This is a genomic window from Paraburkholderia sp. UYCP14C, assembly GCF_004197395.1.
In the GTDB taxonomy this organism is placed as follows: domain Bacteria; phylum Pseudomonadota; class Gammaproteobacteria; order Burkholderiales; family Burkholderiaceae; genus Paraburkholderia.
On sequence record NZ_SELS01000057.1, the window covers coordinates 1 to 24,378 of the forward strand.

Sequence of the window (24,378 nt, forward strand, 5' to 3'; positions counted from 1 at the left end):
CTGCTACGTCGCCCTCAGGAAATTCAGATGAACCAAAACCGAGAACCGATCACGATTGACACGGAAAGTCATATCAATCCGCAGGCGCTTTGCTGACATTTGCGCGTCGGCGGCCGCGAATGCGAGGTCTCATGCACCGGATGCGCATTTTTGGCCCTCTAATGCGCGTTACAACGAATGCAAAGCAGAATTCATTGGTTCACCAAGGGGGAGGGCCGCCTTTATCGTGAGCGGCCGTTGTACCTGAAGGTGAACCAATCATGGAAGGATTCGCTCCGGCCGATGTGAACGCAGCTGCGTCCAGACATGCGCAAAGTGCGGCCTATTTGAATGAAGCGCAGCGTGGGCAGGTGGCTGCCGAACGGGCATCGTGGACCTGGCGCACGGAGTGGCCGACGTGGCTACTGATTTGCACGGTCTATGGGGCATGGTTTGGCGTCGCCATGCAAGCAAGCCGCATCGGGCTGCCGATCGCGATTCCGCTGCTGGCGATAGTGAGCGCCTGGTTCATGTCGTTGCAGCACGAGTTGATTCACGGCCATCCGACTCGCTCGCCCATCATCAATGCCGCTCTTGGTTTCGCGCCGCTGGCGGTGTGGTTTCCTTACTCGATTTATCGCCGCTCGCACTTGAAGCATCATGCCACCACGGCACTGACGGATCCGGTTGCTGACCCTGAAAGTTTTCTTGTCAGCTCCTGCGACTGGCTCGAAGCACCACGGATCGTTCGGACGCTTTGGCGCGCGCGCGCGACATTTTCGGGACGCGTGATGATCGGCCCGGCCTTGACACTCGTATCGACGGCTCGCGACGCCAGCAGGCGCATTGCAAGCGGCGATTGGCGCGATCTGCCGGCGTGGGTGGCGCACGGACTGGCGTTGGCCGCGCTATGCGTCTGGCTCGATCGAAAATGTGACATTCCCGCATGGCTGTTCGTTGTGGGTGTCGGATATCCGGCACTCTCCATCGCTTTGGTTCGGTCTTTTCAGGAGCACCGAAATCACGCCGATCCGAAACGTCGCAGCGTCATCAACCATCCGTCGTGGGCCTGGCGACTGCTCTTTTTGAATAACAATCTGCATGCAGTGCATCACGACTTACCATCGGTGCCATGGTTTGCTCTTCCGGCCGTCTACCGCCGTCACGCGAGCGCGTATGATCAGCGCAACGAGGGTTATATTGTGAGTGGCTATCTGGAATGGTGGAGACGCTTTGCATTTACACCCGCCAGCTTTATTGCCCCTCCAGAAGGTCCATCTCGCGGCTTTGGTGAAGCCGCCACGGCTAAGACAACTTGTGCGCCGCGCGTGTCAGCGAAAATGCTGACCGCCGACGCGAAGCTGCGCTAAGCCCAAAGGGCAAAAGCAAAAACATGCCGTCTTGCTTGTGAGCCTGTCATGCCCACGGATCTGGTCGCCGCGTTACCGATGTACAACGTAACCCCGCAGCTTGCGCAAGTCTGGCGCGAGTTGGCGCAGGAATTGAATCAGCGCCTGGACATGCACAGTAAGAGCGGGAGACTCGAAATCCTCTCGACTGACGAGGGGAGTTTGGATGCGATCTGGCGCCGGAGCGATTTACTCCTGTCGCAAACTTGCGGTTATCCGCTGACGCATGGCTTGGCCGAGCATGTGCATGTGCTTGGGGTGCCGATATTCGATGCACCAGGCTGCGAAAGGCACTTTTATTCCAGCGCGATTGTGGTTCGCCGGGCCGACCGCACGTCGTCGCTCGAGGATTACCGAGGAAAAATCGCGGCGTGCAATGACGACGATTCTCATAGTGGAATGAATGCGTTGCCTCACGCCATCGCGCCACTGGCGATCGGAGGTCGTTTTTTCAGCGGGGCGTTTCGAACCGGCTCACATCTGCTTTCGTTGCGCGCGGTGTGCGAGCACCGCGCCGATATCGCAGCAATCGACTGCGTGACGCTTGCATTTGCGCGTGACGTGCCGGGGCTCACCGAGCCGCTACGCACGCTTGGCTTTACACGCTCAGCGCCGGGTCTGCCGTTTATCGCATCCCGAAGCCTCGGTCGCGATACGCTTCGCCTGATTGGTCCGGCGCTGAATGATGTAATTGCTTCGCACGCGCTACTTGCCGGACGCCTGCGCCTGAGGGGATTGGTTTTACTCCCGGTAAGTGAGTATCAACCCATTCTCGATATGGAGGCCGAAGCCGCGCGCGCGGGTTATCCCAATCTCTTGTGGAAGACACTTGCAAGGCGATGATTAGGTTCGCTTGAGGGACAAAGCCTATCAATATCGGGGGCGTATGAAAACCGCGCCACCTTTTTCAAGACGTGATGGTTTCTCTAGTGTGAATGGAAAGTTCAGCAATGGCGGCGAGCTCTTCGGCCGGCAAGCCTGTGTCGGACTGCATTCGGATCCGCTTGACTGACATTTGCGTATTTCGGACGAACGTGACCGGCCGTTTCGGGATGGTGACCGGCGATTTCGGCAACGTGACCGGGCATTTCGGGAACGTGACCGAGCGGACCGGAAGGCGGGATTGGCGTTGCGCATGACATCAAATACGCGGGTTATGCTCGCCGGCTTTTGCCGGAGAGAGCATGCCCGCGCACCGGATGAACATGCGCATGATCAAGGACGTTTTACGACTTAAATTCGACGGCGGCTTCTCGCACGATCGGATCGCCGCGTCACTGGGCATATCCAAGGGCGTGGTCACGAAGTACATAGGACTGGCCGGTGCCGCCGGGCTGGACTGGGCAAGCGCCTGCGATATGGATGCAGGCGACCTCGAGCGGCGGCTTCTCGGCAAGCCCACGGGGCCGGCAGGCTACGCCCAGCCCGACTACGGACGCATCCACCAGGAGCTGCGTCGCAAGGGTATGACGCTGACGTTGCTGTGGGAGGAGTACCAGGCCGAGTTCGCGGACCGGCAGACCTACCGCTATACGCAGTTCTGCGAGCACTACAAGGCGTTCACGAAACGCCTGAAGCGCTCGATGCGTCAGATTCACCGCGCCGGCGAGAAGCTGTTTGTCGACTTCGCCGGCCCCACGTTGCCGCTGACGACTGGACGCCGTGCGCACATCTTCGTGGCGGCCATGGGCGCATCGAGTTACACGTTCGCATGCGCGACGCCAGCCGAAACGATGGAGGACTGGCTGGGCGGCATTGCTCGCGCGCTGACCCTCTATGGTGGCGTGCCGCAGTTGATCGTGCCGGATAACCCGCGCGCGATGATTGCCGATCCCGATCGCTATGAACCTCGCGCCGGCGACACCGTGCTGGACTTTGGGCGTCACTACGGCACGTCATTCCTTCCTGCACGCGTATATCGTCCGCAGGACAAACCGAAGGTAGAGGTTGCGGTCCAGGTCGTCGAACGCTGGATCATGGCGCGCCTGCGTCATCACCGGTTTGAGTCGGTCCACTCGGTCAATGAGGCAATCGGCCCGCTGCTCAGGAACCTGAATGAGAGGCCGTTCCAGAAACTGCCGGGATGTCGCGCCAGCGCATTCGCCCAGCTGGACGCGTCGGCACTGCAGCCGCTGCCGGCGCAGCCCTATGAGCTCGCGCGCTTCAAGACAGTGACGGTTCACATCGACTATCACGTCGAAATCAACAAACACCGCTACAGCGTGCCGCACGCGCTGGTCGGTCTCAAGCTCGATGCGCGCATCACGGCGGGCGCTGTCGAACTGCTGCATCGCGGTCGCCGTGTCGCCAGCCACGCACGCAACGAGCGCACAGGCGGCTACACCACCGTCGTCGAGCACATGCCGGCGGCGCACCGCGCTCATCTGGAATGGACGCCGCAGCGGCTGATTCATTGGGGACAGCAGATCGGCGCGGCAACCGGCGTGCTTGTTACCCGGCTGCTGCAGGAGCAACGCCATCCGGAACACGGCTATCGGGCGTGCCTCGGATTGCTCTCGCTCTCACGTCGCTATGGCCGCGAACGTCTCGAAGCCGCCTGTGCGCTAGCACTGGAGTTGGGCGTGCATCGTTACCGCCACGTGCGTGACATCCTGATCAACAACCGCGACCGCGCTGCAGTGGCAACGCCTGCGGACTGGATCAGCCCGAGCCACGCGCATGTACGCGGCCCCGGCTACTACCAATAAAGAAGACCCACCATGATGATGCAACAGACACTGACGCAACTGCGCACCCTGAAGCTGGACGGCTTCGCTGACGGCCTGGAAGAACAACTGACGCAGCCCGCTGCGGCCAGCCTGAGCTTCGAGGAACGCCTGTCACTGCTGGTCGACCGGGAAGCCAGTTGGCGTGACGATCGCCGTCGTACCCGACTGCTCAAGCAGGCGCGCCTCAAGTATCCGCAAGCCGCCATTGAAGATCTCGACACGCGCGCTGGCCGTGGCGTCGATCCACGCTCACTCACGAGTCTCGCGCTCGGTGAATGGGTCGAAGCCGGCTACAGCCTGCTCATCAGCGGTCCAACCGGCGCTGGGAAATCGTGGCTTGCTTGCGCCCTGGCCCAATACGCTTGCCGGCGCGGGCATTCGGCCTTGTATCTGCGCGTGCCGCGACTTGGCGAGGAGCTTCGCGTTCTGCACGGCAATGGCGGCTTCACAAAATGGCTGCTGCAAGTCGCCCGCGTTGACGTGCTCCTGCTGGACGATTGGGGAATGGCTCCCCTCGATGCGATGATCCGAAACGATCTGCTCGAGATGATCGATGACCGCTCGGCGGGAAAGGCGACCATCATCACCAGCCAGTTACCGATTGAGCACTGGCATGGATGGATCGGCGACGAGACCATCGCCGACGCAATGCTCGACCGTCTCATGCAGCGTCATCACCGGATCACGCTCACCGGTGAATCCCTCAGAAAATCATCCCCAAAACCCAACGTCCTGGAGTCCGAACTCGACCAGAACTAACAAGAAAATCTACAATCAACACCGCGCAACGCACAACCCCGCCGAATCGGTCACGTTCCCGAAATCGGCGGTCACGTTCGCCGAAATACGCAACATTGGCGGCCGCCGACGCGCGAACGTCAGCAAAAGCGATCGGTCGCTGCCGCGCAATCGCCGGTGCCCGAATGTCAGCTAAGGCCGAGATGCACTCATAGGATATCAGGCAGGTTCCCGAACGAACCGGCCGTTCGAGTGGCGGCTTTGTTGGAAAGGCGAGTGGCAACAACTGGACCGGTTTCAGCCCGATTGAATCGATAGCATTCAGATGAACATTTCACTGTGGTGAGCGCGACCTTTCTCGGCGTCTATTGCACGACGCTTGCCGAGATGTTCCCCAAGCGCTCGCGCGCAACCTCGCTCGCCGTGGTCAATAACGTCGTCGTGCTGATCTTCGGCGGCTTTGCACAGACTTTCGTGACCTGGCTCATTGCGCTCACGGGCTCGCCGCTGGCACCGGTGCTCTACGTAATATCGGCGTCGCGCTCAGTCTCGTGGCCGTCATTGCGCTCAAGCCGGGCCATTTCAGGCAGTTCGGCACAAAGCCCGCACAAACCACCGGATGACCGTGGGGGTTTTGTCCAATTAGCGTTTTAATTCACGGTGCCACGCCTCGACAGGCGGTTTGAATCGACAAAAATGGCACTCCCGTGATTGGCCGCTTCAACTGGAAACGTCAAAACAGTTCTACGCCGGACTTCATTGCCCTGGCTTCCACCCTCATCATTGCCTGCGCGTTTTTCATGGAGGCGGTGGATGCAAACATCATCGTCACAGCCTTGCCGGCAATGGCTCGTAACTTCGGCAGCGACCCCGTCGCGCTGAAAATCGCGGTCACCAGCTACGTCGTCAGTTTGGGGGTATTCATTCCGATCTGTGGCTGGCTAGCCGATCGCTTTAGCGCGCTTTCGGTTTTCCAAACGGCTATCGGCATTTTCGTCGTCGGGTCGCTGATTTGCGCGGCATCGCCGTCGCTGCATATGTTCACGTTTGCGCGCTTCGTCCAGGGCATCGGCGGTGCGTTGATGGTGCCGGTCGGGCGCATCATCGTCGTGCGCGCTGTGCCCAGGCATCAGTTCATCCGTGCGATGAACTATCTCAGCGTGACATGGTACGCCGGGCCGGTCATTGCCCCGCTGCTTGGCGGCTTCATCGCGACCCACCTGCACTGGCGACTGATGTTCTTCATCAACGTCCCGATCGGCCTCGCCGGCATCTATCTGAGCGGTCGCTACATCGCGAACACGAAAGAGCCGCATCCCGGACCGTTCGACTCGGCCGGGTCCCTGCTTTCCGCATCCGGCGCGACGTTCGTTCTACTCGGACTCTCGCTCGTCGATAGCCAGATCGTCAAAGACTCGACTGCATGGGAAATGTCGCTTGCAGGCGTCATTCTGCTTGCGCTCGACGTGTGGTATGCGAAACAGGCGCCAAAACATGTACTCGACTTGCGCTTCCTCCGTATTCCCACCTTCCGCGCCAGCGTGCTCGGCGGATCGCTGTTTCGTATCGGATGCGGAGCGGTGCCGTTTCTGCTGCCCTTGTCGCTGCAGGTGGGGCTCGGTATGACCGCATTCCATTCAGGTCTCGTCACGTGTGCATCCGCGTTTGGAAGCCTCTTCATGCGTCCGTTCACGTCCCTGGCGCTTCGCCGGTTAGGCTTCCGGTCGGTGCCTCTCTACAACGCGGCGATATCGGCTGTCGCCACTGCCGCCTTGGGCATTTTCACGACCGGGACGCCAACCTCGGCGCTCTGGATTCTGGTACTCGTCAGCGGGTTCTTCTCCGCGTTGCAGTTCACGACCCTCAACACGATGATCTATGCGGACATCGACAGCCCCGACGTGGGGGCCGCCACGAGCCTCGGCAGCGTCGTCCAGCAGGTATCGCTAGGTTTAGGCGTCGCGCTCGGCGATATCTCGTTGCAGGTTTCGCGCGCCATACTCGGTCGCACGCATCTCGAACCTGCGGATTTTCTGTTTGCCTTCCTCGTTGCGGGTCTGCTTTCGCTCGGCTCGATCCGCATGATCCGTCCTCTTCCGCGCAATGCGGCTGACTCGATGGTGCGCGACGGGACAGGCCATTGAGAAAGCGCACTTCCGAAGTTTCTTTCTTTTGCCGCAAGGCCGATTGGCGCGTGCCTATTGCCGAGCCGCCGCGTGCGGTGTGAAATGCAGCGCTTCGCTCGACGAGCGTGAGTTGGGCTTCGCGTGCTTTTCCGACCGGACCCCGGCTAGACGAATTGCGCGGAACCGAGCACCCGGTAGTTAGGATTGGTACTGCCGGTCGGATTTCGGTGGCCGTGCCCGAACCAGGCTTTGGGCGCAAGGCGGGGCGGTCATATTCGCAACTGCCGTACGTCGCCCAGAAGAGTTCCCAATGTGCGCCGTTCACGCGGCCGAATACGATGGTGCCGCCGGTGAACTCGACGTTCATTCGCGACTGCCCGAGCTTGCGGTTGACCTCGGCCATCGCGCCGGCGTTGTAGGCCGGCTTGGCCACGTTGCCGAGCGGCAGCAGGTTCAGTCCGTGCGGAGCCGCCGCAAGGTGGCCGCGTGCGGTGTTGTACAGGTTATTCAGGTAAGCGGTGCAAGCCGGCAGTTCCAGCGTCGGCTGCAAGCCGCCCAGGTGACCGCCCGGCGCATTGGCCTGATTGTTCGCGTGGTAGACGACGATGGACCCCGGTACGCCGTGCACGCTGTCGACGTAGACCATGCAGCCGGCAGGTTGGTCGTCAGAAACGACTGCGGCGCCGCTCCTCCGCCCGGCGCCGGGAGCACCATCGAAGTGATTTCGCCGGTCGCGAATGGCAGGAAATAGGTGTCACCGGCGGGCGCGGCCTGCGGATTCAGGCTCGCGAGGCCGGCAATGCCGACGCCGACATTCATCGCCGGATTCAGGTTGACCCGGCAGTTCGCCGCCGTGTAGTGACGGTGCAAGCCGTTGACCAGCGGCACGAACGCCCCGCCGTTGAAGTTGCCGGTCGACACCGTGGTCGGGAGCGTACGACAGTTGGCGACGTTGATTGGCATTTCCGGGTGGCCTCCGGTTCGCTGTGGCGAGTGGCTTGCACGACGATACGCGCAAGTTCTTCGCGTCGTCAACCCGCTGGCTTCACCGAAAGATGATGCTCGCCACGATGGCTCCAGCACGTGGGAAAAGCAATCACGCGAGCTGCTTACGTAAAAACCCCGACGGCAAAGCCTATCAGTCAATCCTTCATTGACACCTCTTACGGTATCGTGATCCAATCATATCGTTCCGTATATGCATACGCTGTTCCTCATATAAGAACACGCGAATGCGCCTTTGCATAAAAGATCGTCCCGTATAAGGAGAGATAGCGATGCCGCACGAAAAAGACCTTGCCCACTGGCACGAACCCGCTGGCCACAAAAAAGCCGGTTTTGGCGAGTTCAAGAAGCAGCCGACGCCCTATGACATCTTCATGGAAAGCGAAGGCGTTCCGGTCTTCCGTGACATCGGTATCAAGGACGTGCGCGATCTGCCGATGGTGGAATGGAAGCGTAAGGGCGGCCGTGGCCACTACATCCAGCTGTTGGGCACGGAAACGAAGTGGGGCTGCTATGTGGTTGAAGTGCCCGCAGGCGGCGCGCTGAACCCCGAAAAGCACATGTTCGAAGAAATCTACTGGGTGGTCGAAGGCCGTGGAACCACCGAGGTTTGGCTTGAAGGCGAAGGCCGCAAGCACGTCTTCGAATGGCAAGCCGGTTCGATGTTCTCCATTCCGATGAACGCATGGTTCCGTATCGTTGACGGCTCGAACTCGGGCGCGATCCTTCTCGCAGGCAACACGGCACCGAACGTGATGAACCAGATCAACAACGTCGAAGCGGTGTTCAACAACCCGTTCGTGTTCCGTGACCGCTTCAGCGCAGACGAAGACTTCTACAAGCCGCGCGATGAGATCGAAACGGATCCGGTTCGTGGTCTGGCTCGCCGTCGTACCAACCTGATCACCGATGCGGTCAACTGCGACCTGCCGCTCGACAACCGTCGTTCGCCAGGATATCGCCGCGTCGAGCCGTTCATGACGGAAAACTGCTTCTACTTCTGGATCGGCCAGCACGAACAAGGCCGCTACTCGAAGGCTCACGCTCACACGTCGGCAGCAGTTCTCATCTGCCTGAAGGGTGAAGGCTATACGTACACGTGGCCGGAAGAATGCGGCGAAAACCCGTGGGCCGACGGTCACGCGGACAAGGTTCGTCGCCTCGATTACGGTTACGGCGGCATGGTGACCGCGGCGCCGGGCGGCGCACGCTGGTACCACCAGCACTTCAGCACATCCAAGGACCCGTTCCGTCTGACGGCATGGTTCGGCCCGCACAACCCGGGTCGCGATCCGGGTGCCCCGGGTTCGAAGCACAACGACTACACGGCTCAGGACGTCGGTTCTGGCGGCACGGCTATCCCCTACTGGATGGAAGATCCGTACATCCGTCGAGAGTACGAAGCACGCCTCGAGAAGAACGGCGTCCAAAGCCGGATGGACCCGTCGTGGTACGTCAAGCCGGAAAAGAGTGTCGCTGACTCGGTGGTCTAACGCGTTCGCGTAGTTAGTCCATAGGGCTGTGTTCTTGTGGGGACACAGCCCTATCTTTTGTGTACTGGAGACAAGCATGAGCAGTGAGCCGCAAGAAGGTCGCATCTTCTTTACCGACACCGGCCGGAGCCTCGAGGAAGAAGACGAAATCCGACTGATCAGCGTGGGCATCGATGTCGGGTCCTCCACTTCGCACATGGTCGTTTCGCGCATCGTTCTCGAACGCACGACCACGCGCTACATCGTTGCGGAACGTACGATTCTCCACGAATCGGATATCTTGCTTACTCCCTACTCTGACGATCTGACGATCGATGAAACCCGGCTCGGTGCGTTCATCGATGAGCAATACAAAAAGGCGGGGGTCACGCCCGACCAGATCGATACCGGCGCCCTGATCCTCACCGGGTTGGCGGTTCGCCGTCGCAACGCACGCGCAATCGCGGATCTGTTTGCAGCGCAGGCGGGCAAATTCGTTTCGGTCTCGGCCGGTGATGGCCTCGAATCCATGCTGGCGGCGTTCGGTTCCGGCGCCGTCTTGCGTGCACTGCGTCAAGGTACCCGTGTGCTGCACCTCGATATCGGCGGCGGGACCACGAAGATCGCCATCTGTGAAGAAGGCGAGGTCAAAAGCGTAACTGCTATCGACATCGGCGCGCGCATCATTACGCTTGACGACGAAGGCCGGGTTGCCCGTGTCGAAGCCGCAGGCGCACGTTTTGCCCAAGAGGTCGGCGCCACGCTGACCGTGGGTTATCCCCCGCTCCCCGGCGTATTGGAGACCATCGTAGAGCGCATGGCCGAGCGCCTGTGTGAGGCGTCCATGAAGAACGGCGCGGAACTCGATCCGGCAACTGCTTCGTTGCTGCGTCTCACCCCCCTGGAAGGCGCGCGGCTTCCCGATCTCGTCACGTTCTCCGGTGGTGTTTCGGAATACGTCTACGGCCGCGAAACGCGGGTATTCGGTGACCTGGGCTTGATGTTGGCGGCCGCCGTTCGCAAGCGCATCGAGGCCTCGGGAGCCGAAATCAGGGAAACGGATGAGGGTATCCGGGCCACGGTCGTCGGCGCCTCGCAATACACGGTTCAAGTGAGTGGTAGCACGGTGTACGTTGAACCGCAATCGGTTCTTCCTCTGCGCAATCTGCCGGTGGTGGTCCTCGATTTCGATCTGGAGCCGGATCAACTCGACCCCAAGGACATCGAAAAGGCAGTTGCGACAGCGCTCGAGCGGATGGACCTGCACGAGGACACGCAGAGCGTTGCCCTCTTCTACCGGTTTGCCGGGACGGCATTCTATCGCCGCATGGACGCGTTCGTCGTCGGTGTCATGAACGCCATGCGCAAGCGGATCGAAGCCGGGCAACCTGTCGTCCTGATCGGTGAGGGCGATGTCGGCGGTCTGATCGGCATCCACTTCAAGCGGGAACGCGGCCTGCCGGTGCCTATCGTTTCCATTGACGGGATCTCGCTCAAGGAATTCGATTTCGTCGACATCGGCGAACTGCTTCCCACGGCCTCAGCGGCACCCGTGGTGATCAAATCTCTCGTGTTCCCGACGTCAAGCGGCCTGGGCCAAACCGCATTCGAGCCCGTGACCGAAATCGCGACCGCATAAGGGACTGGCGATGCCCTATCTGCGCGATCTTTATCCCCCGAGCACTCCACGCGAATCCGGTTGGATGGATGTCAGTGGAGGTCATCGCCTCTTTTGGGAGGCCCATGGCAACCCCATGGGTATTCCCTTGCTGCATCTATGCGGGGGCCCAGGCGGTTTCCCTGGCCGCCAGGATCCCCGATTCTTTAACCCTATGGGTTATCGAATTGTGCTGATTCACCCGCGTGGGGCAGGTCGTTCTACGCCTGCGGCCAGCGTAGAACACAATACGATGGACGATCAGATCTCCGATATTGAGCAACTGCGCACCCTACTCGATATTGAACGCTGGATCGTTTCCGGGGCATCGTGGGGGACTACCGTGGCCTTGGCCTATGCGCAAACCCACCGACACAGAGTCCGTGCCCTGCTGCTGCGTGGCGTTTTTCTTTGCACCGAAACCGAACTTGAGTGGCTTTATGGAGGGGTCGCCGGTCGCCTGCATCCTGACGCCTGGGCGCGGTTCTCCGGATGCACTAGGGCCGTAGGACGTAAAGGTCTTCTACAGGCTTACGCAGAGGCATTGAATTGCGGCATCCCCGAAGAGGAATACGAAGCGGCTTACCAGTGGTGCGCGTGGGAAGAACATTTGGCCGGATACCGAAACCAGCAACGCGACACGGACGCACAAACGAAGGCACAAGAATTGGCGATGGCTCGCATCTCCGTGCACTACTTCCTGAATGAAGGATTTCTATCACCGCATCAGCTAGCCGGTAATGCACACCAATTGCACGACGTTCCTGGAACGTTGATTCACGGCACACGTGACGAGGTCACTCCCATCGGCGTATACCCCTTAATTCAGGCATGGAAAAATGCAGTGTTTCACCCTATTGATGGTGGAACCCACGTAAGCAGTGACCATCCCGGCATGGTCGATTGCATTGTCCGCAGCTCGGGTGAGTTGATGAGTTTGAATTAAGTGGTATGTAAACCCCCCATTCCCTAAGTATCTTTTGCATCCGATACTCCGTCACCTGTGTATGCACGGCGCGGGCAGCCGCTGGAGATAAGCGATAATGAACTACGAAGTAAGCTCACAAACGATTCGCATCACGGAGTTCGTCGACGAACAAAAGATTGGCCCATTCATCTGGACGGTCGTATTCATCGGCTTTCTATGCCAACTCTGTGACGGTTATGATCTTTCGGCCGCTGCATTTGCGGCAATTGGAATCGCCAGCGAGTTCGGGATCGAGAAACACGCCTTGGCCCCTCTGTTCAGTGTCGGCCTCTTCGGGATGCTGTTTGGTGCTCTGGGTTTCGGCTACATCGGTGACCGCTGGGGCCGGCGTGTGGCCGTCCTCTCTGCGGCGCTGCTTTGCAGTGCGTTCACCCTGCTTAGCGCGACTGCCGAATCCTTTTCTACACTGATCGTGTTCCGCTTCTTTACCGGCATTGCTCTCGGGGGCCTGCCTGCAAATACAGTGGCTCTGACAGCCGAATACGCACCGCAGCGTAAGCGCTCGTTGTTGATCACGATGATGTTTGTTGGCATGACTTTTGGTGGTGCTCTGCCGGGCCAACTCGGAAGCATCATTCACCCTACGCAATGGCGCCTGATTTTCACCATCGGTGGCGTGGCTCCGCTCGTGACCGCATTCCTCGCGTACTGCTTCTTGCCTGAGTCGATCAAGTTCCTGGTCGTGCGTAACCCGCACGATCCGCAGATCGTGAAGCTTGCGCGCCGCATCCGTCCGGAGTTGAACATTCCGGTCGATCCGAGGTTTCAGATCCATCACCTTGCGGAAAAGAAATTCCACGTCGGCCAACTCTTTGAAGGCAGTCTGCGCATCATTACTCCACTCATCTGGGTGATGTCGATCACGAACCTGTTTGCGAACTTCTTCATGAACAGTTGGATGCCGACGCTTCTGCATTCGTTGGGCCTGAACCCGCATCAGGCCGAACACGCTGCCTCCATGTACTACCTGGGTGGCGTTCTAGGGGGCCTTCTGATGTCATTGATGCTGGATCGGGGGCGTCTCTGGGTCGTGCCTCTGTATATGGCGCTCGGAGCCGTGGCGGCCCTGTTCCTCGGGCAGCAAACGCACTCCCTGACGCTCGCCCTCGGCGTGTTCGGCATCGGCCTCTTCATCCTGGGTACGCAGTCGGGTACGAATGCTCTGATGGCCGCTTGCTACCCCACTCAGATCCGCGCCTCCGGTACGGGGTGGGCGCACGGTCTGGGACGCTTTGGCGCAATTGCAGGCCCGTTGACCGGCGGTCAACTGATCCGCATGCACATGGACATGGCGCAGATCTTCTGGGCGCCGGCAATCATGTCGGTCATCGGTTGCCTGGCCACGATCTGGCTCTCACGCGCGGCCCGACATCGCTTCCCGAAGAGGTAACCGCAAACTTTAGTAGCTCGCCGGGGCTTTGTTCGGAAGCCCCGGTTGACTATGACGAGTCTGTTTGCCGGGACTTGTTCAATCGGTACGCATCTGCTGACGCGCAAGGTGGAATCGCAGCAGCGTGAGGTCTGCCGAACCCATCATTAGCCGTAGGCCAAGGGTTCGGCGTTGGGGATCTTCATTGCCGTCACCGCCTCATCCTCGAGGCCTTCAATGATCTGTATGAGAGACCGCAAGGTTGTCCCGTGAGCGCATACCAATACGCGCTTGCCTGCCAGTATGCACGGCAAGATCAGGTCCGACCATGCCGCACGCACACGGATTGCCGCATCGCCAATAGATTCACCACGGGGCAATGACTGGGGAGCGAATCGAGAATAGCGGGGATCCGACTCGGGACTGTATTGATGTTTTGGGGGCACGGGCTGCGGACGGGCATCCGCGTCAAAGCGGAAATTCGCCAACTGAAGAGGCCCGTACTGGGCCGAAACTTCCGCTTTGGTCATGCCGGTCAAAATACCGTAATGCCGTTCATTGAGGCGCCAATCGGTGACCAGCGGACGTTCCTGGTCCGCATGGATGTGCCTGGCCACGACCCAATAGGTGCGCAGGGCCCGGGTCAACATCGAGGCAAACCCACAATCAAAAGTCCATTGCGCATCCCTTAGCATCTCAGCCGCAATCTGGGCCTGAATCATGCCCTGCGGCGTCAGATCGATATCTGCCCATCCGGTGAACCTGGAACTAGCATTCCATTCGGATTCGCCGTGTCGGAGTAGCACCAGTTTTGTCTGGGGTCCGAGTGGTGCGGGGCGGAGCATCTTTGGGTTTTCCACTTCTCTATTTGTTGTTCGCGGTCTTGCGTCAGTCGTGGATACAGGCCTCGAAACCGGCTCTCAAGGCCTCACGCTCCAGGTTGCGGCCGATCAACACGTACCGGCTATAGCGGGCCTCCGCTTCCGACCAGGGGCCTTGCAAGTCGCCCTCCATGAGCATGTGGACCGATTGGAATACGTAACGGCGCTCGCATCCCAAGATGTAGAAGATCCCCTTGGTTCGCAAGATATCGGCGCCCCGCTCTGTCACCAGGTTCCCAAGCCATTGTTCAAGCCTGGACAGATCCAGGGCCTTGTTCGTTGCCAACGAGACGCTACGGATACCATTGGCCTGGATGTGGTTATCTTCGTCGTGGGCGTGCTCGTGACAGTGGTAGTCATGACCGTGACCGCAATGTTCGCCATGCACATGTCCATGGTCGTGACCTTGGTCGTGACCTTGGTCGTGATCGCAGTGAGTACCGTGGCCGCAATGCGCATCGTGGACGTGCGCAGTAGCCGGAGCTTGCGTCATCGTGGCCAGGCCTTCAACGCGGGACAGGTCAAACGATCCACGGCCGATCACCGCGTCGAGTTGGACCTGGCAACGTGATGTCTTGTAGATCCGTGCAAACGGGTTGAGCACCCGAAGTGCGGTCTCGATGCCATGCAACCGCTTTTCCTCTACGTGCTCGACCTTGTTGATAATCAGTTGATCCGCGAACGCGACTTGTTCCACGGCTTCCAGACTATCTCCAAGTCTCTGGTGGATGTGCACAGCATCCACCAGAGTGATGATCGAATCGAGCTTTAGGTGAGCCTGCAAATGTGGATCGACCAGGAACGTCTGGATCACGGGCGCTGGGGCTGCCAAACCGGTAGTCTCGATGATCACTGCGTCAAAGTTCTGAGCCTGGGCCAGAAGCTTATAAAGCACCTGGATCAAATCCCCCCGGACCGTGCAACAGATGCAGCCGTTGTTCATTTCGAACAACTCGTCATCAGATGACACAACCAGATCATTGTCGATACCGATCTCACCGAACTCGTTGACAATCACGGCGTACTTTTTGCCGTGATCTTCCGACAGAATACGGTTGAGCAGCGTAGTCTTACCGGCCCCCAAATAACCGGTGAGAACCGTTACCGGAATAGGCTTTTTCATTCATGTCTCTCCAACGCCCACCGGACCCAGCTCGCCCCTGGGTCTGAAACATTACAAGCTCAGGCCCGTGGGACCCGAATTCGCTCCTGATTTACAGCCAGGGCATGATCGACACGTGGATCGCGTCTTCTGCACCGCCCACCGCCTTGATAGCCACGTCTGCGTCCTTGAGGGCAAAACGATGCGTGGTGACCTTTTCGAGCGGGAAACGCTTCGACGCCAATTGCTTCAATGCGAGTTCGCAAGCCTTGTACGAGTGCCCGCGAGCCGACTTGATCGTGATGGCCTTGACGGTCACCTTGCCGATCGGGAAGTTTGGGAAGTCGGCCATCTCGCCTTGAATCAGCAGCGTGCCGCACTTGCGCTTCAGCGCTTCGATGCCGAGCAGAATTGCCTTCGTTCCTGCGCCTGCCGTGCAGTCCAGAGCGACATCAACCCCACGGCCGTTGGTTGCTTTCAGGATCTTTTCCAGCGGGTCTTCCTGGGTCACGTCGATCACGACGTCGGCGCCGAGTTCCTTCGCGATTTCGAGGCGCCTCGAATCTTTTGCCGTGCCGGTCACGATGATCATGGAGGCACCCGCCTGCTTGCACGCAACGACTTGCGACAGACCTTGCTGGCCCGGGCCCTGGATCAGGACCGACGTGTCATAGCCAACGTTACAGTCGAACAGTGCCCATTCGATGCCGTTTGCCATCGGGGTCACGACACCTGCGAGTTCCGGATCCAGACCTTCCGGAACCTTGTGGACGACTGCGTTCGAGGGCAGGTAGATGTATTGCGACAGACCGCCCAGCAGCGGCGAGTGGTCGTTGTCGATGGCCGTGTATCCGAGGCGGATGCCCTTCGGGTTGAAACGCCAGTCGGTGCCGATGCAGTGACGGTATTGGCCAGAGTGGCAGTGTTCGCACTGGCCGCACGCGGTGTAGTGTTCCGGGAAAATGCGATCACCGATTTTGAGGCCCGTGCGCTTCAGGAACTCGGGGCCGGCCTTTTCGAGGATACCGATGTTCTCATGACCCATGATGATCGGCGCGCCCTTCAGTTGCTCCTTGTACATCTTGACGTCGGTACCGCAGATGCCGGCGACCTCGACGCGCATCAGCGCGCAATCGTCCTCCACTTCCGGCATGTCGAATTCGCGCATTTCCAGTTCGCTCGGGCCGACACGAACCTGCGCAAGAACCTTATCCACCATCTCTAATACTCCTTAGAAAAGTTTGACCCGCAGCAATTCCGTTTGCCGTCCGGCCCCTGTGCATTTGAGCAATCCGTCGCCAGATGGATCAACCGATTAGCCGACCAACGCTTCAACGTCCTACCTGGGCCCGCACGGTATTCACGGTATCGAAGCTACGCGGTGCCGCTGCCATCAGAAATCGATAGCCCTCATCGATCACACGTTGTGCGTTGGCCTTCGTAACGTGAGGATGTCCAACAATCACGTTGTGTTCCTTGCATGTGGCAACGACTTGCGCCATTGCGGCCAACACTTCCGGGTGCTCGGTCTGACGGGGAACGCCCAATTCCTGACTCAGGTCGCCCTCTCCGATCAGGATGGCGCCGATCCCAGGGACGTTCTTCAGCATGTCAGGGAGGTTCGTGATCCCTGCGATGTCTTCGATCTGAAGAACGGCGAAGATCTCGCCCTCGGCAGCCAGGGGCCATACGTCGGCTTTAGCGTAGTATTCGGCCATCGAGAGTCCCCAGTAACGCGCAGCCTGCATCGGGCCATCGCCGCGGATGCCCGCCGGTTCGTAAAGAGGCTTGTCCTTCCGGCGTGCGTAACGGCATGCGGCAATCGCGTTGTATGCCTCTTCGACGGTGGAGATGTGCGGGAACACAATGCCATAGCAACCGATGTCCAGAGCCTGTTTGGCCAGGAACTGATTCATCTCGCAACCGTTAGCCGGAACACGGGCAAACGGGGTCACCGCCGGGGCGAGGCCGTCCTTTGCGATCTGGCCGCGGTTCATCAGGTATTGCAGGCTGTTACGCAGGCTCTTGATATCCCAGCCGCGGTGCTCCCCTTCGAAGACCACCGAATCATAGGGCGATGCCTGGAGTTCGGTTGCGGTTTCGATTTCGCACGGTGCGAACAGGGAGAATGCGTGGCCGCCCGTTTCGAGGGCGTGGATAACACCATTAAGACGCGACATGTCTTTACCTTTGTTGTTGACGGGGAGCCCCACGGGCTCCCCTCGTTGCTACCTGGCGGCCGCGGCCTGTGCCTCTGCTTCACGGGCTTTCAACAGTGCATCGAGGCGCGGGTAGACCCGACGGGCATTGCCTTCGAAGATCTTGAACTTCGTCTCTTCGCTCAGGCCTTGAACCTGATCGATATAGCGCTTGGTATCGTCGAATGCGTGACCCGTTTCCGGATCGATCCCGGGCACTGCTCCCAGCATTTCCGATGCAAACAGGATGTTGTCTTCCGGAACGACACGGGTCAGTAGCTCAATCCCCGGGAGGTGATAGACGCACGTATCAAAGAACACGTTCTGCATCACGTGCTCGACGAGCTGACGCTTTTGCATTGCCAGGCTCATGCCACGGTAACGGCCCCAGTGATAGGGAACGGCGCCGCCGCCGTGCGGGATCACGAAACGCAGGGTCGGGAAATCCTTGAACAGGTTGCCCTGAATCAACTGCATAAACACGGCCGTATCAGCGTTGATGTAGTGCGCGCCCGTGTGGTGGAAGTTCGGATTGCAACACGAACTGACGTGGATCATTGCCGGCACGTCGAGTTCCACCAGCTTTTCGTAAATCGGATACCAGTGGCGGTCCGTCATCGGCGGCCCGCTCCAGTTACCGCCGCTTGGATCCGGGTTCAGGTTCACGCCGACGAAACCGAGTTCGTTCACCGCGCGCTCCAGTTCCGGAATGCAATTCGCGGGGCTGACACCGGGGTTCTGCGGTAGTTGCGCGACACCGACAAAGTTGTCGGGCAGCAGCGTGGCGATCCGATGGATGAGATCGTTGGACAGACGCGTCCACTCGACCGACGTTGCTTCGTTGCCGATGTGATGCGCCATACCAGCGGCACGGGGGCTGAAGATCGTAAGATCGGAACCGCGTTCGCGTTGCAGTTTCAGTTGCGGCTGAACACTGGCAATGATCTCCTCATCGCTGACACCCAGGTCCGTGCTCCTGGGCTTGCGTGCCGGGTCCAACAACCCTGCAAGCTGCTTGTCGCGGAACACATGCAAGGCCAGCGGTTCGGTCGTGTAATGGCAGTGGGTATCGATAATCATGGTAGGGAACCGCCGTATATCAATTCGCTTTCCGTCTCGGTGTGTCAGGCCCGAACCAGGCCCTGCTTTTCGAATGCGGACTTGAAGAACGCATCCAGACGTTCCGTCGTATTGGCCGACTGCTGATCGACCGCGTTCACTGCCCAGTACTCCGAATTCGGAATGCACTCGTGCAGGTACATGGCGGCCGAAGTCGCATGCGATGCGTCTTGCCCAGGAATGATCAGCGTGGGAACGTTGAGCCCCAGCAGGTCTTCGGGCATGGCGCCCGGTGCGGTATCACGGTCAAACAGGCTCCAACCCATGCCGGTCACGATTGCGCGGTACTTCGCGGCGTCGAACGATGCAAATTCCTGCGCGAATTCCTTGCTCGTCTGGATCACAGATGCCCAGGGGCCGCAACGGGGATCTGCACCGAACGGCTTGCCGGTCGCCAACGCGAGTTCCACCACTGCGGTCATGCCGTTTTGGCTCACATATGCCAGGTGCTCGCAGAAGCGCTGATGACTGCTCATCCGGTAGCAGGCACCGCCGACAGGCCAGTAGAGGACTTGACCCAAAACGCGTTGCGGGTGCTGGACCGCGAATGCGATGACGGGCGAAACGCCCATGCAACCGCCCATCAGGAATGCGCGGTCGATACTCAGGTGATCGAGAAGGCCACGACCTTGGGCAACCATGTCTGCCCAGGTCACGCGCTCGATACGGCCGCCCGACTGCCCGGTCTCGCGACGGTCAAAGACGATGCACTTAAAGCGCTTGCTCAGATAGTCGAGAGGATTGACGCGGGCATAGACACCGAGCGTGGTCCACGTTTCGATAGTGGCATTGAAGCCGCCCGGGCTGTACATCAGAAGCGCGGGCCCGTCACCGATCACATCGTAACGCGTGGAAATCCCATCAACAGTAACGAAAGGCATGCGTGGCTCCCTGAGGTTCAGACTGCGGCTTTGGCTTTCGGGGTGCCCTTGATCTGCCTACCGGCGCGGACATCGGCAAACAGTTCGGTGAACGCATCCAGGGTCGTACGCGCCACATTTGCGTATTGCTCCAGTTCGGAGTCAAGGTTGCCCGCACCGTAGCCGATTGCAGCATGGGCCATGCGCACGCGACCATCGAGCCAGGGACCGCCGCCGAAACCACCAATGACAGGGATATCCACGGCCTTGCACACTGCCTCACCGGCTACCGGGCCCGAGTTCGTAAAGTCGATCATCGAGGCCCCCGCGGCTTCCATGATCTTTGCATCCTTGACCAGTTGGGCAACCATGGCATCGGAGACCAGGGCGCCGTTTGCATTGCTGTATTGAATGCCGTATTTCAGTGCCGTTTGCGGCGTGATGCCGAACTGCGCCATCACCGGGATACCGGCCTTGACCAGGGCGGCAATGGCTTCCGGATAGTCAGCGGCGCCGTCCAGTTTGATCATGTCGGCCCCTGCCTCCTTGACCAGACGGATACCGGCTTCCACCGCCGACTGGACACCACATTGGAGCGAACCGAAAGGCATGTCGGCGCAAACCAATGCACGCCTCGCGCCACGGCGAACCGCCCTGGATACGATGATCATTTCGTCCAAAGTGATTTCGAGCGGGTTCTCGTGGCCCCAAACGTTGACGCCCACCGAGTCACCGACGATGAGCATATCGACGCCCGCACGTTCGGCAATGCGAGCCATCTGCACATCCCAGGCAACCACGCCCATGATCTTCTGCCCATCGCGCTTCATCTGTTGAAGCGCCGGAATCGTGACTTGTTTATCGTTAGCTTGCATATCTGATTCGATTTTCAATTTCGATTTGGGATCCGTGGCCCGGAGGCTCAGCCCACGAGGTCCAGCGTACCGGCGGCAAAGAGATCCTCGAGCGCGTATTGCTGGGTCAAGATGCCCTGCTCCGACGCAAAACGAATGACGCTTTCGAGTGCCTGACGGTTGGGCTCGATACCGTACGGGAGCGGATCACCACCCAGCGTGTCCATGACGCGGCCATAGAACTGGTCACCGCGTTGACGTTCCTGGGCCTGCGTTTGCCGGAGGCGTTCGAGCCACTGACGCTTCGAATTCACGAATGCCTTGAAGAGCGTCGGCGCCAGCTCCGGGTTCCGTTCCAGTAGTTCGTTGCGAACTACGACCGTATGGTTGATCGGGTAGTAACCCGATTCGCGCATGGCCGAGAAAGCCACGTTCTGTGCATCGGGGATCAGGGGTACCAGATTCGGATTTTCGACCTTGAGACCGACGGCCGCCGCCACTTCCCCCGAGATCAGCAGATCTTCGACCTTTTGGCCCGGTTCCACGGGCACTACATTGCTCGGTGCCTTGTACTCTGCCACGTGCTCATCGCCCGAGAGAACCCAGGTGATCTTCGAAAGATCAACACCGTATTGATGTTGGAGCACCGCCCGGGCCCACACACCGGCCGTCACCGTATAGCCACGATTGACACCGACCTTGCGGCCTTCCAGCTGGCGCGGGTGCTCGATGTCGAGATTGCGATTCACGAGGATGCCGCCATGGTGGAACGCGCGAACGATGAAAACAGGAAGCGCTGTAAACGGCTTACCGTGTGCCCGTGCGCACAGATAGGTCGTAATGGCCATCTCCGAGACATCGAACTCAGTACCGCGCACCATCCGCCGAAACGCCTGGATGATCGCCGGCACTTCTTCGAATTCCAGCCCCCATGGACCACTGTCAACCCTGCCGGTTTTCAGGGCCTCGGTATGCCCAAAGGTCTGGATGCAAGTCTTCAGAGTTGCCATTCAAAAAGTCTCCTATCAACGGCGGTTAGCAACAACCATCAACATAATCTTCAGGGACGATTAGCGAGCGCCTCAACCATTTCCAGGGCAAGTCCTCGTCATCGAATTCCGACATCGGTTTAAAGACCTTAAAGCGATGACGGCCCTCGTCGGTCCAAAACGCAACCACGGTCTCCAGCGGAGGACACCCGGGCGCCTGACACTCGAGCTCTGAAACCATGATCACGATTTCGCTCCCGAGCTCGAAGTTCGCGCGCACTGCCTCACGAATGCGGTCCGCATGGGACAGCGATAGAGGATCGGGCTTCCCGAAGTTTCCTAGCATCACAGGTCCTGCAGGTTTGATCGCAAAACTTTACTGAACGCCGCGCGTTCCTTTATACGGAACCTTGTTCTACTTACAAAGTCAAACATATCACTTAGGGCTCGCAGCGTCAATGAAACATGGAGCGTCATGAGTCTTCTGGTTGCGAATGCACGCCAGATCATTTCGATCTGGTGCAGTAACGTTGGATTTTTCTTGTGGCAATCCGAGCGGCCATCTGCGATCTGGACGACTCGCTATGGCCTGCGCTCGTATGTCCAGGCTCAGATGACCCGCATCAAGCGCTGTATCGGTGCGCGTCTGCTGGCGCGTAAGATGGAATCGCAGCCGCGTGAGGGCGTGGCTATCGCCAACCCGCCGAACCTGTGGACTCGTTCGGCAGTTGCGTGCGCGTCAAAAAGTGGATTGCAGTTTGCTTCTATATTCGCATCATCTGCCGGCCTGCATAACCGGCCTTTCAGGCTCGGGCGGAAAAACACACCATTTCCCATCTCGGTGGTGATAGAAGAACAAAGCCTTCGAGCCGGATCCATTGTCCGCAACGACACAAACGTAGCGCCCGATCCTGGATCGTCCGTAGTGGCTGACTCTGAACCCTCGCTCGGGGTCTGGCGACAACCAATCGTAGACCATTGCTCTCAACGACCGCCCTACACTTTCCATCATATTCTCCATCCTGCCTGCACTGAGGCTTCGTCACCAGGAGCGCGCGAGGAACTTGCCGCGAAACCCGCTCTACCTTACAGGCTATTTGGTCCGTCGCAGCACAACTGGCTTTCCACCCATCGTCTGTTTCGTCATCCACGCTGCCAACGCGGAATCCAGGTAGTCAGCATGGCCGGGAAACCAGCCAAACAGATGCATACCAAAATCATGAACGACCTCCGCGTTGATCTTTCCCGCTTCGACTGCCGCCCTGACCTCGCGCACCGATTTCAGAACAGCCGCATGTTCTTTGATGTGGCAATCTCGTGGCGGGAAATTCGTCGTGCGCATCCATTCGTCTTCCTGCTCGAAATGGCTGACCGCGTGTTTCTCAAATGCATCGATCGCGGCCAGCGCATTCGTATCGGTACAGGTCACGAGCCGTAGCACTACCTCGTAGAATTCCTCGTGTACGTCATCCATCGGGGTGAAACCTAGCAACCGTGCATCTGACCAGATCATGCTAGTGTCACTTTCCCGCACCGGTACTTCGATGTCCGCCGTTGCGGATACGTGTGTAAGATCTCTTGCGTTCATCAATTTCTCTCAAATCAACGCCATCGCCAATGAACCACAAATAATGGTGCTAAAAAGGTCCCACAACAACTCCGGCTATATCAAACGAGTCAGACTGACGCACGCTGCAAAAACAGCGAAACTTGCGCTTGTAGTCAACGCGGCCACGCCAGCATGATGAGGCTCGATCAGCAATATAAACGCCGTCAGCACAGCACCGAATGTTGCCCAAGCGGTGCGATACAAAGGACCGCAGGAGCTGTTGCATGATGATGGTTTCACTCGATCGAAGACAAAATCGCCGGGGATTTTCCCGGCTTTCTTGAAGACCGACTAAATGCTGAAGCTTTCGAGGCTCGCCGGATGGAAGAGATCCTGCGCTTTCAGCAGGCGGCTCGACAGTCCTTCCGCGTAATGCTGCGTCAGGAATCGGTTGAGCGTATGTTCGTTCACGGCGAAACCGTACGACCAGAAATCGTCACCCATCAATTCACGCGCGGCGCGAAGCTGAGTCTCGATAAACGGCAATGTCACCTTCGTAGCCGAGGTATCGGTCAGGCGGTGCAGCGCGATCGCTTTCGATTTCTCGAAGGCCTTCATCACCGACATCGGCAGCCACGGATGCCGTTCAACGAGCGTGCGCCGGATGCCGAGCGTGTGCATGATCGGGAATAGCTTCGTTTTGCGATACCAGGCCACCGCTTCTGCCTGCGGATCATCGAACAGATACTTCACGTTCGGGGAGCCGCGATCGAAACACGACGGTGCGCGCGGGCCGATCAGCGCATCGATTTCGGCGGCTTCGAGCATGCCGGAAATCGTTTTGCCTTCGGGAGCATTCACCAGTTCCACATCTTTGGGCAGATTCAGGCTGACTTTTTCGACGCGTGTCGGGTCTTCGTAACCACCGCGCACCCACGTGACATCCGACGCCTTGATGTCGTACTCCTCTTCGAGGAACAGGCGCACCCACACGTTGGCCGTCAACTGGTATTCGGGTACGCCGATGCGTTTGCCCTTCAGATCTTCCGGTTTGTTGATACCCGCGTTCACGTTCACATACACCGACGTGTGCCGAAACGCTCGCGACGGAAATACCGGAATAGCCACGTAAGCCGACGTACCGGCTGCGGTCTTCACCGAATAGCTGCTCAGCGACAGTTCGCAGATGTCGTAATCCGCATGACGCAGCGCGCGAAAAAAGATCTCTTCCGGTTCCTGCAACATGAACGTCGGATCGACACCCTCGATCTGCACTTCACCATCGACGAGCGGGCGCATACGGTCATAGGGGCCGACCGCAACTGAAAGCTGCAACTTGCTCACACTGTCTCCT

General features: G+C 59.1%; 21 protein-coding genes. 10 read left to right on the plus strand and 11 right to left on the minus strand.

Annotated features, from left to right (window positions below):
- The first annotated feature begins 260 nt into the window (after nucleotides 1-260).
- The 6 genes from EVC45_RS34670 (at nucleotide 261) to EVC45_RS34700 (ending at nucleotide 6,999) form a co-directional block, all read left to right on the plus strand.
- Entirely contained in the window at nucleotides 261-1,349 is a 1,089-nt protein-coding gene (locus tag EVC45_RS34670; protein ID WP_129962663.1) for a fatty acid desaturase, read from the plus strand.
- A gap of 48 nt (nucleotides 1,350-1,397) precedes the next feature.
- Nucleotides 1,398-2,231: a phosphate/phosphite/phosphonate ABC transporter substrate-binding protein gene (locus EVC45_RS34675; protein ID WP_129962664.1), complete on the plus strand. Its 834-nt coding sequence runs from the start codon at nucleotides 1,398-1,400 to the stop codon at nucleotides 2,229-2,231.
- A gap of 341 nt (nucleotides 2,232-2,572) precedes the next feature.
- Entirely contained in the window at nucleotides 2,573-4,096 is a 1,524-nt protein-coding gene (gene istA / locus EVC45_RS34685) for an IS21 family transposase (RefSeq protein ID WP_129962666.1), read from the plus strand.
- Nucleotides 4,097-4,108: 12 nt separating this feature from the next.
- Nucleotides 4,109-4,876: an IS21-like element helper ATPase IstB gene (gene istB / locus EVC45_RS34690; protein ID WP_129962667.1), complete on the plus strand. Its 768-nt coding sequence runs from the start codon at nucleotides 4,109-4,111 to the stop codon at nucleotides 4,874-4,876.
- Between the two features lie 321 nt (nucleotides 4,877-5,197).
- Nucleotides 5,198-5,509, plus strand: a complete 312-nt coding sequence (locus EVC45_RS34695) for a hypothetical protein (RefSeq protein ID WP_211193525.1) — start codon at nucleotides 5,198-5,200, stop codon at nucleotides 5,507-5,509.
- 104 nt (nucleotides 5,510-5,613) lie between these two features.
- Nucleotides 5,614-6,999, plus strand: a complete 1,386-nt coding sequence (locus EVC45_RS34700; protein WP_306770825.1) for an MFS transporter — start codon at nucleotides 5,614-5,616, stop codon at nucleotides 6,997-6,999.
- 489 nt (nucleotides 7,000-7,488) lie between these two features.
- On the opposite strand, the gene EVC45_RS34705 is transcribed toward EVC45_RS34700, so the two are convergent.
- On the minus strand, nucleotides 7,489-7,944 hold the full coding sequence (locus EVC45_RS34705; RefSeq protein ID WP_129962669.1) for a hypothetical protein: 456 nt from the start codon (nucleotides 7,942-7,944) through the stop codon (nucleotides 7,489-7,491).
- A gap of 314 nt (nucleotides 7,945-8,258) precedes the next feature.
- Here EVC45_RS34705 and EVC45_RS34710 point away from each other — a divergent pair, with 314 nt between their 5' ends.
- The 4 genes from EVC45_RS34710 (at nucleotide 8,259) to EVC45_RS34725 (ending at nucleotide 13,493) form a co-directional block, all read left to right on the plus strand.
- Nucleotides 8,259-9,479, plus strand: a complete 1,221-nt coding sequence (locus tag EVC45_RS34710) for a cupin (RefSeq protein ID WP_129962670.1) — start codon at nucleotides 8,259-8,261, stop codon at nucleotides 9,477-9,479.
- A 76-nt stretch (nucleotides 9,480-9,555) separates the two neighbouring features.
- Nucleotides 9,556-11,097, plus strand: coding sequence for an ethanolamine ammonia-lyase reactivating factor EutA (locus EVC45_RS34715; RefSeq protein ID WP_129962671.1), 1,542 nt, complete (start codon nucleotides 9,556-9,558; stop codon nucleotides 11,095-11,097).
- A gap of 193 nt (nucleotides 11,098-11,290) precedes the next feature.
- Nucleotides 11,291-12,061: an alpha/beta fold hydrolase gene (locus EVC45_RS34720; RefSeq protein WP_248295380.1), complete on the plus strand. Its 771-nt coding sequence runs from the start codon at nucleotides 11,291-11,293 to the stop codon at nucleotides 12,059-12,061.
- 97 nt (nucleotides 12,062-12,158) lie between these two features.
- Complete coding sequence (locus EVC45_RS34725) at nucleotides 12,159-13,493, plus strand: MFS transporter (RefSeq protein ID WP_129962673.1); 1,335 nt, start codon at nucleotides 12,159-12,161, stop codon at nucleotides 13,491-13,493.
- Between the two features lie 146 nt (nucleotides 13,494-13,639).
- On the opposite strand, the gene EVC45_RS34730 is transcribed toward EVC45_RS34725, so the two are convergent.
- From EVC45_RS34730 to EVC45_RS34790, 10 genes are all read right to left on the minus strand, one after another.
- Nucleotides 13,640-14,317, minus strand: coding sequence for a 2,3-bisphosphoglycerate-dependent phosphoglycerate mutase (locus EVC45_RS34730; RefSeq protein WP_129962674.1), 678 nt, complete (start codon nucleotides 14,315-14,317; stop codon nucleotides 13,640-13,642).
- A gap of 43 nt (nucleotides 14,318-14,360) precedes the next feature.
- Nucleotides 14,361-15,476, minus strand: a complete 1,116-nt coding sequence (locus EVC45_RS34735) for a GTP-binding protein (RefSeq protein ID WP_129962675.1) — start codon at nucleotides 15,474-15,476, stop codon at nucleotides 14,361-14,363.
- Nucleotides 15,477-15,567: 91 nt separating this feature from the next.
- Nucleotides 15,568-16,674 carry a zinc-binding dehydrogenase gene (locus tag EVC45_RS34740; RefSeq protein WP_129962676.1) on the minus strand — a complete coding sequence of 369 codons (1,107 nt, stop codon included), beginning with the start codon at nucleotides 16,672-16,674 and terminating at the stop codon, nucleotides 15,568-15,570.
- Nucleotides 16,675-16,786: 112 nt separating this feature from the next.
- A complete protein-coding gene (locus EVC45_RS34745) occupies nucleotides 16,787-17,668 on the minus strand; it encodes an HpcH/HpaI aldolase/citrate lyase family protein (RefSeq protein ID WP_306770821.1) in 882 nt (293 codons plus the stop codon).
- 15 nt (nucleotides 17,669-17,683) lie between these two features.
- Nucleotides 17,684-18,733 carry an amidohydrolase family protein gene (locus EVC45_RS34750; RefSeq protein ID WP_129962677.1) on the minus strand — a complete coding sequence of 350 codons (1,050 nt, stop codon included), beginning with the start codon at nucleotides 18,731-18,733 and terminating at the stop codon, nucleotides 17,684-17,686.
- A 44-nt stretch (nucleotides 18,734-18,777) separates the two neighbouring features.
- Nucleotides 18,778-19,653: an alpha/beta fold hydrolase gene (locus tag EVC45_RS34755; protein WP_129962678.1), complete on the minus strand. Its 876-nt coding sequence runs from the start codon at nucleotides 19,651-19,653 to the stop codon at nucleotides 18,778-18,780.
- Between the two features lie 17 nt (nucleotides 19,654-19,670).
- Entirely contained in the window at nucleotides 19,671-20,525 is an 855-nt protein-coding gene (locus EVC45_RS34760) for a 3-methyl-2-oxobutanoate hydroxymethyltransferase (RefSeq protein ID WP_248295370.1), read from the minus strand.
- Nucleotides 20,526-20,554: 29 nt separating this feature from the next.
- On the minus strand, nucleotides 20,555-21,496 hold the full coding sequence (locus tag EVC45_RS34765) for an ABC transporter substrate-binding protein (protein WP_129962679.1): 942 nt from the start codon (nucleotides 21,494-21,496) through the stop codon (nucleotides 20,555-20,557).
- Nucleotides 21,497-22,568: 1,072 nt separating this feature from the next.
- On the minus strand, nucleotides 22,569-23,063 hold the full coding sequence (locus EVC45_RS34785; RefSeq protein WP_129962682.1) for a bacteriohemerythrin: 495 nt from the start codon (nucleotides 23,061-23,063) through the stop codon (nucleotides 22,569-22,571).
- A gap of 312 nt (nucleotides 23,064-23,375) precedes the next feature.
- The gene (locus tag EVC45_RS34790) at nucleotides 23,376-24,368 is read right to left on the minus strand and encodes an ABC transporter substrate-binding protein (protein WP_129962683.1); all 993 of its coding nucleotides are present in this window, start codon (nucleotides 24,366-24,368) and stop codon (nucleotides 23,376-23,378) included.
- Between the last annotated feature and the right edge of the window lie 10 nt (nucleotides 24,369-24,378).